Source organism: Yoonia sp. (genome assembly GCF_036007805.1).
Taxonomy (GTDB): Bacteria; Pseudomonadota; Alphaproteobacteria; order Rhodobacterales; family Rhodobacteraceae; genus Yoonia.
The window spans coordinates 1-12,920 of the sequence record NZ_DASYOK010000365.1 but is presented as its reverse complement, the minus strand read 5'-3'; the positions used below and the strand labels follow the sequence as shown (position 1 = coordinate 12,920).

The following is a 12,920-nucleotide window of genomic DNA, read 5'->3' as shown; positions in this document are numbered from 1 at the left end:
CCGCGCCATCAGCAGCATCGCCGCACCCATGCCGACGCAAAACACCAAGGCAAAAAGGTCGCGGACATAAAGCCCTGCGATGACCAGTGTGACCACACCGCAAAGTGCCATGACCTTCCGGTCCGCCGCTGTGCGCGTTGCTGCCAGCAAAAGGGCGACGCCAATGACCAGTGAACCCAGATATCCCGCCGATAGCGTGATGAACCGGTTGCCGCCTCTGCTGATCACAAGGCCGCCTTGGTCAGGCGACACCGAGAGGCTGACAACATCGCCTCCGGTCAGGAGTGTTGCAATCGCGTGTGATGCCTCGTGAAAAAAGACGATCAAGACTTTCAGAGGAGCCACAGCCGGCGTTTGCCACAGCGCAAAGACCGCAGCGGTCAGCGCCAGAAGCTGCCAATGTCCTCGCAGCAAGGCCAATTATGCAGCAAGACCCTTTGCGCCCAAGGCGAGATATTTGTTGCGGCGGTCTGCGCGGAGTTTATCTCCCGACAGACCACGCAATTCGTTCAGCATTCCGGTCAGCGCCTCGCCCACTGCCGCAATCGCCTCATCGCGGTGACGATGCGCGCCGCCGAGCGGTTCGGGGATGATCCGGTCGCAGATGCCCAACTCGTGCAGGTCTTCGGACGTCAGGCGCAGCGCCTCGGCTGCTTCACGCATTTTTTCGGCGTCTTTCCAAAGGATCGACGCACAGCCTTCGGGGCTGATGACCGAATAGATCGAATGCTGCAACATCGCGACACGATTGGCCGAGGCAAATGCGACCGCACCGCCAGACCCGCCTTCACCGATCACGACGCTGATAAGCGGCACTTTCAGTTCCAGACATTTCTCAGTTGATCGTGCAATCGCCTCGGACTGGCCGCGTTCTTCGGCACCTTTGCCGGGGTAGGCACCGGGGGTGTCGACCAGCGTGATCACCGGCAGGCCGAAACGGTCTGCCAAGGACATCAGGCGGATCGCCTTGCGGTATCCTTCAGGGCGGGCCATGCCGAAATTGCGCTCGATGCGTGATTTGGTGTCGTTGCCTTTTTCATGGCCGATCACCATGACAGGAATGCCGTTGAGACGCGCCAGACCGCCCATCACGGACAGATCGTCGGCAAAATTGCGGTCACCAGCCAGCGGGGTGTATTCGGTAAAAAGCGCCTCGATATAGTCTTTGCAATGCGGCCGCTCGGGGTGACGTGCGACCTGACATTTCCGCCATGGTGTCAGGTCTGCGTAAAGGGATTTCAGCAGATCACTGGCCTTTTTATCAAGCGCAGAGGCCTCTTTCTGAATGTCCATCTCGGGATTTTCGCGGGCCATCGCGCGCAGCTCTTCGGCTTTGCCTTCAATCTCTGCGAGGGGTTTTTCAAAATCGAGGTATTGCGTCATGAAATCCAAGCCTTTTGCATGCGGTCATCGTTATATGGCGCATGGGTGGGCCGAGTGCAACGGCGGTGGTGCGGGGGCGACGACCCCTGGTGTGCCGTCGCGCTAGCCTGCGATCATCTCGGACTGGCGCACGATCACCTCGGCCTGTTTGATCGACGCGATATCGACAAGACGGCCTTTATAGACGGTCGCACCCTCGCCGCGTGCTTTGGCGTCTTCCATGGCTGCTAGGATTTCGCGCGCCTCGGCTACGGCTTCGTCCGACGGCGTAAACACCTCATTGGCCAATGCGATCTGTTTGGGGTGGATCGCCCATTTGCCGACCATGCCAAGCGTCGCCGAACGCCGCGCCTGCGCACGGTAGCCTTCGTCATCGCTGAAATCACCGAACGGCCCGTCCACTGGCAACACACCATGTGTGCGGCACGCCGCGACGATGGCCGTCTGCGCCCAGTGCCAAGGGTCAGAGTAGTGCCGTGTATCGCCATGCAGCATGTAATAGTTGTCCTGCGTCCCGCCGATGCCAGTGGTCTGCATTCCCATTGATGCTGCAAAATCAGCTGCCCCAAGGCTCATTGCCGCCATGCGCGGGGAACTTGCGGCAATCTCTTCGACATGGGCGATACCGGCCGCTGATTCGATGATCACCTCAAAGCTGATCCGCTTGGCACGCCCCTTTGCAGCCTCGATCGCGGTGACCAGCGCATCGACAGCATAGACATCAGCGGCACAACCCACCTTGGGGATCATGATCTGGTCGAGCCGGTCGCCCGCCTGTTCCAGCACATCGACGACGTCTTTGTACCAATAAGGCGTATCAAGGCCGTTGATCCGCACGGAAAGGTATTTGGTGTTCCAGTCGACCTCGTTGATCGCCTGGATCACATTGGCGCGGGCGCTGTCCTTGTCCGAGGGAGATACGCTGTCCTCAAGGTCAAGGTTGATCACATCCGCCGCACTTGCCGCCATCTTTTCGAAAAGTTTGGTGTTCGAGCCGGGGCCAAACAACTGGCAGCGGTTCGGACGTGCGGGGGGTGTGGGTTGCAGGCGGAATGACATGGCAGCTCCTTGACGAATGAATATTACCCAAAGGTTGCCCCGCTGGGTATATTATTGCGCGGGGGCTCACAAGGGCAATTTGCAGGCGCAGCAAGTCATGCTGCGCTCGCAAAATTCCGAACAGTGTTTATACGCCAGCCGCCACAATCGCGCGTGCCAGTACAGGCACGGTTTCGGCGTTCAGACCGGCGATATTCATGCGGCTGTCACTGACCATATAGATGCCGTGATCCGCACGCAGCTTCTCGACAACTTCTGGCGTGGTGCCAAGACGGCTGAACATGCCGCGGTGGTGCGCGAGGAAATCAAAACGGTCGCTGTTGGTCAGGCGTTTGAGCTCATCCGCCAACTGCTGACGCAAGGCGAGCATCCCGTTGCGGGTCTCTTCCAGTTCAGCTTCCCAATCGGCGCGCAATGCGGGGTCTTTCAGGATTGTCGTAACCACCCGCGCGCCATGATCGGGAGGAAAGGAATAGTTCTGGCGGTTCAGGAAAGCCAAATTCTGCTGCGTCAGGGCCTGCTGGTCGGCGTCTTTGGTGACAGCCATCAAAATCCCAGTCCTTTCGCGGTAGATGCCGAAATTCTTGGAACAGCTTGCCGCGATCAGGCAGTTCTCAAAGCTGCTGGCAATCTGGCGCGTGGCCTTGGCATCATCGGCAAGCCCGTCGCCAAAACCCTGATAGGCGATGTCGACGAATGGCACGGCACCCTTTTTGCGCATCAGGCCGATGACGTGCTCCATCTGGCCATAGGTGAGGTTCGCGCCAGTAGGGTTGTGACAGCAGCCGTGCAGAAGAACGACGTCACCTTCCGCCACCTTTTCAAGGTCCGCGATCATGCCGTTGAAATCGACACCGCGGGTGTCATTGTCGAAATAGCGGTACTCGGCCATTTTCATGCCAAGGTATTTGATAATCGACGGGTGGTTCGGCCACGTGGGGTTGGACAGCCAGACCGTGGCCTTGGGTGCAGCAAGGCGGATCAGTTCAAGCGCCTGACGAATAGCACCGGTGCCGCCGGGGGTTGCAATGGCCGCAACGCGTTCGTTCGGTACGCTATCGCCCAGTACCAGATCTTTCATCACTGCGCTGAATTCGGGATCACCGGCGAGCCCCGTATAGGCTTTGGTGGTCTGATCCGCGACAATGCGCCTCTCGGCCTCTTTCACGGCGCGCATGACAGGGGTGTTACCCGTCGCGTCCTTGTAGACGCCGACGCCAAGATCGACCTTGTCGGCGCGTGGGTCTGCTTTGTAGGTGGCCATCAGGGCCAGAATTTTGTCAGCGGGTTGGGCGGAAAGGTTTTCCAGCATCAGTTTGCTCCGGTCGCAATTGGAAGGTCGGCGTACATGCCCCATTCGGACCATGACCCGTCGTAAAGCGCATGATCGGTTTTGCCGATCCGTTCAAGCGCAAGTGAAAGGATCGCTGCGGTCACGCCTGACCCGCAGGTGGTGATCGCGGGTTTGTTCAGGTCAACGCCAGCGGCCTCAAAAACGGCGCGCAGGGCTGCGGGCGGTTTCATCGTGCCATCTGCGTTAAGTAGGTCCTGATAAAAGACATTCTGCGCGCCCGGAATATGGCCAGAGCGCATCCCTTCGCGCGGTTCGGGCTGTGTGCCCTGAAATCGCCCGGGGGGGCGTGCGTCGATGATGCTGTGATCGCCAAGCTTGGCTGCCCGCGCAACTTCGGTCACATCGCGGACGCGGAACCCTTCGTACTTCACGGTCATATGCCGGTCACGGATCGTGGGCGCGGCTGTCGTGGTCCTATGGCCGTCCGCAATCCATTTGGGCAGTCCGCCGTCCAGAACGGCGATATTCTTTTGGCCCATCAGGCGGAACAACCACCAGACACGCGCTGCAGAAAACACGCCCATGCCGTCATAGACAACCACCTGATGGCCATCACCCACGCCCATCGCCCGCATCCGTGACATGAACTTCTCGACCGGCGGGGCCATGTGGGGCAGCTCCGAGCGGGCATCGCTGATCTCGTCGATATCAAAGAAACGCGCGCCGGGGATATGGCCAGTTGCATACTCGGCCTTCGGGTCGCGTCCGGCATCGGGCAGATACCATGAGGCATCAAAAATCCGCAGATCCGGATCCTTGATGTGCGCCGCCAGCCATCCGGTGCTGACAAGCGTTCTGGGATCGTCAGTAATGGCCGATGTCATCGCGCACCCCTTATTCACAAGTCATAAAGGGCCTACTGTGCAGCGCCGCGCAAGACAAGCCACCAGATAGGCAGCACCCTTGTTATTATTGGCCCAAAAATATCCCCGCCGGAGGCATCCTGCCGGTGCAATCCAGCACCTGTGGATCAATCCCCGTGGCGCAACAGCCGCTGCTTCTGACGGCCCCAGTCACGCTTGGCCTCGGTCTGGCGCTTGTCGTGGTTCTTTTTGCCCTTGGCCGTCGCGATCTTGAGCTTTACCAGACCGCGATCGTTGAAATACATCACCAGCGGCACAAGCGTCATGCCCTCGCGCTTGGTAGCGTTCCACAGACGGGCCAATTCACGCTTGCTGACCAATAGCTTGCGTTTGCGCCGTTCCTCATGGGTAAACATCGCCCGCTCATAGGGGGCAATATAGGCATTGGTCAGCCACAGTTCGCCATCATCGACACTCGCATAGCTGTCGGCGATATTGGACTGGCCGGTGCGCAGGGATTTGACCTCGGAACCAGTCAGGATGATCCCGACCTCGAGATCATCCTCGATGGCATAGTCATAGCGCGCACGCCGGTTGTCGGCGATGACTTTGTAGTTTTTGTTTTCGGGTTTCTTGGCCATAGTTGGGCACAAATAGGCGATGGGGCGCTGTGGCACAAGGTGTGCCGATGGTCTGCCCCCGCGGGAGAGTGAAGATGTTTGTCCAGATCGCCATTGGAAGCATGCTGCTTGTGTTTTCAATCATGACAGCTGGGATCAGTTTTTGGCTGCTGGAAAGGCGGCTGGGCGGTTTGCGGCCTTGGCTGGTGAGGGCGCCTCATGCACCCAAACTGATGCTTGTGCTCGGTGTAACCGCGCTTTGGGTCCTGTTGCAGATGACAGTCGCGGTCTGGGCTTGGGCTTTAACCTTCATGGCTTTGGGCGTCTTTACCGCGCTGGAACCATCGGTTTATTTCACGCTGGTCGCTTTCACGACCCTCGGATTCGGTGACATCCTCTTGCCGGTTGAATGGCGTTTGCTGGGCGGTATGGCCGCGTTGAATGGTCTGCTGAATATCGGTCTCGTCACCGCCGCGCTGATCGAAACGATGCGCCCCCTGCGCCTGCAACAAATGGCGATCGGGGATCGTGACACATGACGGTTCCGGTGCTGCGCAATCCCGCTGCCCGCCATCTTTTTCTGGCGCGACACGGGTTGCAGGGCCGTCCTTCGGGTTCGGGGCTAGGGGCTGATCTGACGGGCGTGATTGATCATCTGGGCTTTGTGCAGCTCGATAGCGTTAACACTTTCGCCCGTGCCCATGACCTCATCCTGTGGTCACGCCGCCAGCAATACCGGCCCCGCGCGCTGCAGCATCTGTTACACCATGACCGGCAGATGTTCGAGCATTGGACCCATGATGCCGCCATCATCCCGATGGAAAGTTTCGCCCACTGGCGCCTGCGCTTTGCCCGTGATGAGGCGCGTCTGGCCAGCCGCTGGAAAGACCAGCGCCGCGATGATTTTCACGGCAAGATCGACGCGGTCCTGCGCCGGATTTCCGATCACGGGGCCTGCACCTCGGGTCAGGTCGGTGAGGGGGAAAGCCGTGGTTCGGGTGGCTGGTGGGACTGGCATCCGTCCAAGACGGCGCTTGAATATCTGTGGCGGTCGGGACAGATTTCCGTGCTGCGCCGTGACGGGTTTACCAAGGTCTATGATCTGACCGAACGGGTGATTCCTGCAGAGCACCTGAACTGTCGCCATCATCCGGACGAGACGATCGACTGGTGCTGTTCTGGCGCGCTCGACCGGCTCGGGTTTGCCACCAGCGGCGAATTGGCCGCATTCTGGGACCACATCACCCCAACGGAGGCGAAGGTTTGGTGTGCGGCCGCTTTGGCCGAGGGGCGTTTGATTGAGATTGATGTGGAAGGTGTGGATGGCAAATTGCGCCGGTGCTTTGCGTGGCCCGATGTGATGGACAGCCTGCCGTCAGCACCGGTCCCGCGAGTGCGTATTCTGTCGCCGTTTGATCCCGCGTTGCGGGACCGCAAAAGGGCAGAGCGGCTTTTCGGGTTTTTCTACCGGATCGAGATCTTCGTGCCGGCTCCACAGCGCAAATATGGCTACTACGTCTTTCCCGTAATCGAGGGCGACCGCATCATTGGCCGCATTGATATGAAACGGGAAGGCACTGTTCTTGCAGTCCGTGCTTACTGGCCCGAACCGGGTGTCCGTATGGGTGCGGGGCGCATTGCGGCGCTGCGCAAGGAACTCGCGCGGGCGGCGGTTTTCGGTGGCTGTGACGATATCGCCTTTGCAGAGGATTGGATGCGGGCAAAATAATTTATTGAACAACGTTCACAAATAATGTATCCCGATTGTGAAGCATAATCAGGAGACGTCATGTATTACGTTGCCCAAACAGACCAACTGGTGGCGGACGGTGTCATCAACCCCGCGCAGGCGGATGAGATCAAATCGCGTGCGCGCTCAGCGATGATCGCTCTTTGCGTCAACAGCCTGCTGATCGCAGGTATTCTGGCGGCGACGCTGGGGCTGGTGTTTCTCTTGGCGAGTGCTGCAAGCGTGGCTGTCTGTGGCGGTCTTTTTCTCGGTGCCGGTTTGTTGATCCTGCGCAAAGGCGCGGCACTTTACCGGATGTTCGGCAATGCCAGTGCGTTGATCGGGGCGGGTATGTTGATTTCTGGCACCGCGTTTGAATTGGTCGACAAGATACCGGACATAGCAGGCATCTTGCTTGCACTCATTGGGGCCGTACTGGCGGGGCTGTTCTTCTGGCGCTTCAGGGCAGGGTTGGTCCAATTGCGCTTTGCCTATGGCGCTGTGCTGGTGATGGCCGCCGCACTGCATGTGGTTGGTGTCTACGGTGCCGCAGATCAATTTGATCTTTCTGGCTGGCCGATGCCGCTGATCCATTTTTACGTCTTTGCGGCCATCGCGGCGCTGGGCCTGACACTGGACATACGCTTTATCACCGCGCTGGCGATCATTCCTTTTGGACAAATGTTGGACACCGGCACCTACTATTTCACGGCCGCCTATGTCTTTTATTCGCCCGAAACGACGCTCAGCATCTTGCAGATGGGCCTGCTGATTGGGGTCTGTTTGTGGGCCATCAGTCGCGGCGATGCAAAAATGGGGCGGCAAGCGGGTGTTTTGATGATCATGGCGTTCATCGTTGCCAACCTGTGTTTTCTGGTCGGCAGCATCTGGGGCGATGTTGTGGGTGAAAGCCTGTGGGGTCCGGTTTACAGTGACTTTGATGGCGATTGGCAGGCATATCACGACGCTAGCGATGTCTACCGCGCGCAGGCGTTTGAAATCAGCGAGGGCGTCTATTCCATCGTCTGGGCACTGCTGCTTGGTGCGCTCATTGTTTGGGCTGCAATGTCCAACCGTCGGGGGATGTTCAACGCAGCCATGACGTTTGCGGGCATCCACGCCTATACGCAGGTGTTTGAAAGCTTTTATGACGAACCATTGGCCTATGTGATCGGCGGTTTGGCCGCGATCCCCTTGGCGTTTGGGTTGTGGCGGTTGAACAATGCGTGGTTCAAACCGTTGTCACCCGCAAGTACACGGTAGGGTGGGTAAAACCCACCTTACAGCAAGCCCGCATGTTCCATCGCCGCACGCATTTTCGCCTTGGTCGCATCAGTCAACCCAACCAGCGGCAAGCGCACCTCGTCACTGCACATGCCCAGCAAGGACATGCCGTATTTCGCACCCGCCACACCGGGTTCGGTGAAAATGGCTTCGTGCAACGGCATCAGTTGGTCCAGCTGGGTCAGCGCCTTGGCATAATCGCCCGCGAGCGTACTTTCCTGAAACGCCGCACAGAGCGCAGGAGCGACGTTCGCTGTCACCGAAATACACCCGACGCCACCATGGGCGTTGAACCCGAGCGCTGTCGCGTCCTCGCCCGAAAGCTGCACGAAATCCGGTCCACAGGTCATCCGTTGCTTGGGCACACGCGACAGATCACCGGTGGCGTCTTTGACGCCGATGATCATCTCGTGCTTGGCCAAAAGGCCCATTGTGGCAGGCGACATGTCGACCACGGACCGCCCGGGAATGTTGTAGATCACGATCGGCAACCCGCAATCAGCGGCGGCCTCGAAATGTGCAATCAGACCGGCTTGGGTGGGCTTGTTGTAATAGGGCGTCACAACAAGCGCCGCATCTGCGCCCGCCTTTTTCGCGGCTTGCACCAGACGGACCGTCTCAATCGTGTTGTTTGATCCCGCACCGGCGATCACGGGGATACGCCCTGCGGCCTCTGCAATCACCACTTCCACGACCATATCATGTTCTGCATGGGTCAGGGTCGGGCTCTCGCCTGTCGTCCCCACCGGAACCAAACCATGGCTGCCCTGATCCACATGCCAGTTCACAAGTTTTTTCAGCGTATCCACATCGACTTTGCCGTTTGTAAACGGCGTGACGAGGGCGGGGAGTGATCCCTTAAACATGGCACGCTTCCTTCTTGCGGGCAGCCGACACCGGCTGCGATAAAATCGCGCGGACACTAGGCGCAGACGGCAAATCCTACAAGCCCTTCGTTTTGGCGCGCCGCCCGTGGGGATTTGCGCGCATTGTCGCGTTTGTGAGTTGTTATTGCTGCATCAGAGGCTAATTTCCAATCAAAAGAGGTGCGCAGTGAAGTTCCAGAAATTCATCATTCTCGGCCTCGTTTGCACGGTTGTCTCTAGTCCTGTGCAGGCGCAGTCGGTTGATGCCAAAAGTATTGCAGCGATTGATGCCGCGAAAAGCGATTGGGACGTGGCCGCGCAGATCGCGCAAGGCGTTGGACCCGTCACGCAGGACACACTGATGTGGCTGCGCCTGCGGGCAGGGGATGTTTCCTTTGCCGCCTACCGTGATTTTCTGGATCGCCGCGCAGACTGGCCGGGGCTCGACCGTTTGCGCGCTGAAGCAGAGCTGATGATTGACGAGAGTATGGCGCCTACAGATGTCGTTGCCTGGTTTGCAGGTGAGGCGCCACAAACCGGCGAGGGGGCCGTGCGTTTGGCGCAGGCGCATCTGGCACTGGGACAGTCCGATGCTGCACGTGATGTGCTGCGTGACACCTGGATCAACGCCCGACTGACCGAGGACGGGCAGGATATCATGGTGGCGGTGTTCGGTGCGGAACTCAGCCCGTTCCATGCCGCCCGGGTCGATGCCCTTTTGTGGCGGTCGCGTGCCGAGGATGCCATGCGCATGTTGCCGCTTCTATCTTCGGATCAGGCGGCACTTGCGGCGGCGCGCATCGGCTATATTACGCGCGCCGATGATCTGGCTGCGCGTGTGGCCGCCGTTCCCGCAGCTTTGCGACAGGATCCCGGCCTTGCTTACGATCGTTATTCATGGCTTGCCGGTCGCGGTGAACGGACCGATGCCGTCCAGATGCTGTTGGAACGTTCCACCAGTGCCGCCGCCTTGGGCGAGCCGTTTCGCTGGTCGGGCTGGCGCCGTGTGCTGGCGCGCTGGGAAATGCGTGAAGGACGTGCCGAACAGGCCTATCAGCTTGCTTCGCGCCATTATCTGACCGAGGGCGAATCCTACGCCGATCTGGAGTGGCTGGCAGGGTATCTGTCGCTGACTTATCTGGGTGATCCGGCGCGGGCGCTGACCCATTTCCAGAACGGCTTGCGCGCCTCAAGCAGCCCGATTTCGCTGGGGAGGATGCATTACTGGATCGGGCGCACCCATGTCGTGAAAGGCAATGTGGATCTGGCGGCCGAAGCCTACAGCGCGGGTGCTGCCCATCAGACGAGCTTTTATGGCTTGCTGGCTTCCGAAAAAGTAGGGCGTGCGCTCGATCCGTCCCTTGCCGGAACGCAGGTCGATTGGCGTAATGCGCCGGTGTTTGACGATGATATCGTGCAGGCGGCGTTGATCCTGCTGGCGGGCGGTGAACGTGGTGCGGCTTTCACCTTTTTTGCCCAGCTTGGCAGGACGCTCAGCGCGTCCGAAATCGCGATTTTGGGGGCTTATCTGACCGAGATTGACGAGCCTTTCTACACGCTGCTGCTGGGTAAGGCTGCCGTTGAACGGGGCATGGTGATCCCTTCGGTCTATTACCCGATCCATGACATGGCTGCGCTGGACCTTCCGGCAGAGCCTGCCTTGGCCTTGTCGATTGCGCGGCGTGAGAGCGAGTTCAACGAAACTATTGGCAGTCCCGTCGGTGCTTTGGGTCTGATGCAGGTCATGCCCGCCACTGCAGAAGAGGTGTCAGGCAACCTCGGGATACCCTATTCGCGCGGGCGGCTCACGAATGACTGGCAGTATAACGCGACCCTTGGGACGCATTATCTGGCTTATCTGGAAGAAGAGTTCGGGCCCAGCCCTGTCATGATTGCGGCAGGTTATAATGCTGGCCCCAGCCGTCCGCGCCAGTGGATTGACGAACGCGGCGATCCGCGTCTGCTTGAAATGGATGTCGTCGACTGGATCGAACACATTCCTTTTCGGGAAACCCGCAACTATGTGATGCGCGTGACCGAAAGCATCCCCGTCTATCAGGCCCGTTTGACAGGTCAGACCGGCCCTGTGCGCTTTACTGAATTGCTGATCGGGAAAAAGCCGCTCTTGCGTCCGCGCGCGCGGCCAGAACCTGTGGTCAGCGACGCAGCCTCTGATGTCGTCCGGCCGGTTGCGCGGCCCTAAGCGACCTTCTTTGCCCGCCAGAGTGTGAAGAGCCCTGCAGCCACGACAATCGCCGCACCGATCGCCACGTTGGGCCGCAGGGTTTCGCCAAGTAGAAAGATCCCGATCGCGCTGGCGAAAACCAGTTGCAGATAGGCGAAGGGCTGGACCTCGCTGGCCTCGGCGACCTCGTAGGTTTTGATCAAGAGCCAATGACCGCCTGCGCCCGTGACACAAAGCGCTGCCATCCAGCGCCAGTCTGCGGCGCTCATGGGTTCCCAGAACCAGACCCCTGCCACGGTCATGACCACGGCACCGGCGGTGCCGGTCCAGAAGAAAGACGTGGCCGTCGTGTCTTTGCGCGCCGCATAACGCGTCAGCAGACCGTAGAGCGCGAACATGAAAGCCGCCGCCAGCGGGATCACAGCGGCAGGGGCGAAAACCGCATAGCCGGGTTGGAGGATAACGAGGACACCGACGAAACCGATGCCGATGGCGGTCCAGCGGCGCCAGCCCACCTGTTCCCCCAGTACCGGACCTGAAAGGGCTGCGATCAACAGGGGATAACAGGCAAAGACAGCGTGGCTTTCCACAAGCCCGAGCAGCACAAAACCGCTGACCATCACGCAGATTTCAAGCGCCAGCAACGTGCCGCGGGTGATTTGCAGGAGCGGCTGTTTGGTTGCAGCGGCCGCACGGATGGACCCTGATTGCTTGGTTGCGATGCTGATGACGAAAGCGGCAAAGAACCAATAGCGGATCATCACGACCATCATGACGTTGTATTCCCCCGCCAGATGCCGCGAAATTCCGTCTTGCACGGCAAAGACAAATGTCGTGGCAATCATCAGCATGATGCCAAGGCGGGGGTTACTTTGCATCAGGCATCCTTGCGCGGGTCATATGCCGTTTGCGGCCAAATCCTGGCACGCGGGTGACCTCGAACCCGGCTTCTGACAGGGCTTGCCGTACCGCACCCGCCGCCGAATAGGTTGCCGCGGTGCCGCCCGACTTGGTGTGGGTGGCTACAGCAGCCAACAAATCAGGTTCCCAAAGTTCAGGGTTCTTTGCAGGTGAAAAACCGTCAAGGAACCAGGCATCGGCACATTTGTCCCATGCGGGCAGTGTGTCGCGCGCATCGCCTGTGATGACTTCCAAGGTCGGGCCGTCAGGGAGTGCGACCTTACCACTCTCCGGCGTCCATTTTGCCAGTAGCGCCTCTGCGTAGGGCTTTAGTTCCTCGAAATGGCCAAGGGCCTCTGCCATATCGTCAATGGCCATAGGAAAGGCCTCGAATGAGGTGAAAGACAATGTGCCGGGCCGTCCCGCATTGTCCCACGCGGCCCATGTCACCAGCAGGTTCAGACCAGTCCCGAAGCCAAGTTCGGCAATCAGGAAGTCCCCGCTAAAACGCGCAGGCAGGTCGTTGCCTGCGAGAAAGACGTGTTGGGTTTCGGCCACGCCATTGTCGAGTGAATAATAAGGATCATCGAAGGCCTGCGCGATGGGTACGCCATCCCGCCATTCTATCCGTGCTCTCTGGTCTGTCATCGGCCCTTGCCTTACCACTGCACACATCTTTGAGCGGAAGGACAACGAATGGCAACGGCTGATATCACGGTCATGGGGGCGGGTGTTTT

The 12,920-nt window shown here is 59.3% G+C and carries 13 protein-coding genes; 4 read left to right on the top strand and 9 right to left on the bottom strand.

Annotated elements, in window-relative coordinates:
- The 6 genes from VGP75_RS19215 to smpB all read right to left on the bottom strand — a co-directional run.
- The coding region (locus VGP75_RS19215; protein WP_327545184.1) for a M50 family metallopeptidase at positions 1-420 on the bottom strand (420 nt) is incomplete at its 3' end.
- On the bottom strand, positions 421-1,383 hold the full coding sequence (locus VGP75_RS19210) for an acetyl-CoA carboxylase carboxyltransferase subunit alpha (RefSeq protein ID WP_327545183.1): 963 nt from the start codon (positions 1,381-1,383) through the stop codon (positions 421-423).
- A 102-nt stretch (positions 1,384-1,485) separates the two neighbouring features.
- On the bottom strand, positions 1,486-2,442 hold the full coding sequence (locus VGP75_RS19205) for an L-malyl-CoA/beta-methylmalyl-CoA lyase (RefSeq protein WP_327545182.1): 957 nt from the start codon (positions 2,440-2,442) through the stop codon (positions 1,486-1,488).
- A 127-nt stretch (positions 2,443-2,569) separates the two neighbouring features.
- Positions 2,570-3,754 (bottom strand): amino acid aminotransferase, encoded by a 1,185-nt coding sequence (locus tag VGP75_RS19200; protein WP_327545181.1) that lies wholly within the window; start codon positions 3,752-3,754, stop codon positions 2,570-2,572.
- A complete protein-coding gene (sseA, locus tag VGP75_RS19195) occupies positions 3,754-4,620 on the bottom strand; it encodes a 3-mercaptopyruvate sulfurtransferase (RefSeq protein WP_327545180.1) in 867 nt (288 codons plus the stop codon). The genes VGP75_RS19200 and sseA overlap by 1 nt, the downstream gene beginning before the upstream one ends.
- Positions 4,621-4,766: 146 nt before the next feature.
- Complete coding sequence (smpB, locus tag VGP75_RS19190) at positions 4,767-5,240, bottom strand: SsrA-binding protein SmpB (RefSeq protein ID WP_055686848.1); 474 nt, start codon at positions 5,238-5,240, stop codon at positions 4,767-4,769.
- Between the two features lie 74 nt (positions 5,241-5,314).
- On the opposite strand from smpB, the gene VGP75_RS19185 reads away from it, so the two are divergent.
- Genes VGP75_RS19185 through VGP75_RS19175 form a run of 3 tightly spaced genes read left to right on the top strand, consistent with a single transcriptional unit; the run spans position 5,315 to position 8,211 of the window.
- On the top strand, positions 5,315-5,758 hold the full coding sequence (locus VGP75_RS19185; protein ID WP_327545179.1) for an ion channel: 444 nt from the start codon (positions 5,315-5,317) through the stop codon (positions 5,756-5,758).
- Positions 5,755-6,948, top strand: coding sequence for a winged helix-turn-helix domain-containing protein (locus tag VGP75_RS19180; protein WP_327545178.1), 1,194 nt, complete (start codon positions 5,755-5,757; stop codon positions 6,946-6,948). Before VGP75_RS19185 ends, VGP75_RS19180 begins: the two co-directional genes overlap by 4 nt.
- Before the next feature lie 60 nt (positions 6,949-7,008).
- Positions 7,009-8,211 (top strand): hypothetical protein, encoded by a 1,203-nt coding sequence (locus VGP75_RS19175; protein ID WP_327545177.1) that lies wholly within the window; start codon positions 7,009-7,011, stop codon positions 8,209-8,211.
- Positions 8,212-8,228: 17 nt separating this feature from the next.
- Here the strand turns inward: VGP75_RS19175 and dapA are convergent, their stop codons facing one another.
- Entirely contained in the window at positions 8,229-9,098 is an 870-nt protein-coding gene (gene dapA, locus VGP75_RS19170) for a 4-hydroxy-tetrahydrodipicolinate synthase (RefSeq protein ID WP_327545176.1), read from the bottom strand.
- A 187-nt stretch (positions 9,099-9,285) separates the two neighbouring features.
- Between dapA and VGP75_RS19165 the strand changes: the two genes are divergently transcribed.
- Positions 9,286-11,301: a lytic transglycosylase domain-containing protein gene (locus tag VGP75_RS19165; RefSeq protein ID WP_327545175.1), complete on the top strand. Its 2,016-nt coding sequence runs from the start codon at positions 9,286-9,288 to the stop codon at positions 11,299-11,301.
- Here the strand turns inward: VGP75_RS19165 and VGP75_RS19160 are convergent.
- Both VGP75_RS19160 and mnmC2 read right to left on the bottom strand, forming a co-directional pair.
- Positions 11,298-12,161: a DMT family transporter gene (locus VGP75_RS19160; protein ID WP_327545174.1), complete on the bottom strand. Its 864-nt coding sequence runs from the start codon at positions 12,159-12,161 to the stop codon at positions 11,298-11,300. The two genes, VGP75_RS19165 and VGP75_RS19160, sit on opposite strands and share 4 nt — an antisense overlap.
- Entirely contained in the window at positions 12,151-12,831 is a 681-nt protein-coding gene (gene mnmC2 / locus VGP75_RS19155; RefSeq protein WP_327545173.1) for a tRNA (5-methylaminomethyl-2-thiouridine)(34)-methyltransferase MnmC2, read from the bottom strand. Before mnmC2 ends, VGP75_RS19160 begins: the two co-directional genes overlap by 11 nt.
- Positions 12,832-12,920: the final 89 nt, after the last annotated feature.

Coding starts and splice junctions, on each gene's coding strand:
- smpB (WP_055686848.1), bottom strand. CDS start 5,240: ATGGCCAAGAAACCCGAAAACAAAAACTACAAAGTCATCGCCGACAAC.
- VGP75_RS19205 (WP_327545182.1), bottom strand. CDS start 2,442: ATGTCATTCCGCCTGCAACCCACACCCCCCGCACGTCCGAACCGCTGC.
- sseA (WP_327545180.1), bottom strand. CDS start 4,620: ATGACATCGGCCATTACTGACGATCCCAGAACGCTTGTCAGCACCGGA.
- VGP75_RS19160 (WP_327545174.1), bottom strand. CDS start 12,161: ATGCAAAGTAACCCCCGCCTTGGCATCATGCTGATGATTGCCACGACA.
- VGP75_RS19175 (WP_327545177.1), top strand. CDS start 7,009: ATGTATTACGTTGCCCAAACAGACCAACTGGTGGCGGACGGTGTCATC.
- dapA (WP_327545176.1), bottom strand. CDS start 9,098: ATGTTTAAGGGATCACTCCCCGCCCTCGTCACGCCGTTTACAAACGGC.
- VGP75_RS19180 (WP_327545178.1), top strand. CDS start 5,755: ATGACGGTTCCGGTGCTGCGCAATCCCGCTGCCCGCCATCTTTTTCTG.
- VGP75_RS19185 (WP_327545179.1), top strand. CDS start 5,315: ATGTTTGTCCAGATCGCCATTGGAAGCATGCTGCTTGTGTTTTCAATC.
- VGP75_RS19200 (WP_327545181.1), bottom strand. CDS start 3,754: ATGCTGGAAAACCTTTCCGCCCAACCCGCTGACAAAATTCTGGCCCTG.
- VGP75_RS19210 (WP_327545183.1), bottom strand. CDS start 1,383: ATGACGCAATACCTCGATTTTGAAAAACCCCTCGCAGAGATTGAAGGC.
- mnmC2 (WP_327545173.1), bottom strand. CDS start 12,831: ATGACAGACCAGAGAGCACGGATAGAATGGCGGGATGGCGTACCCATC.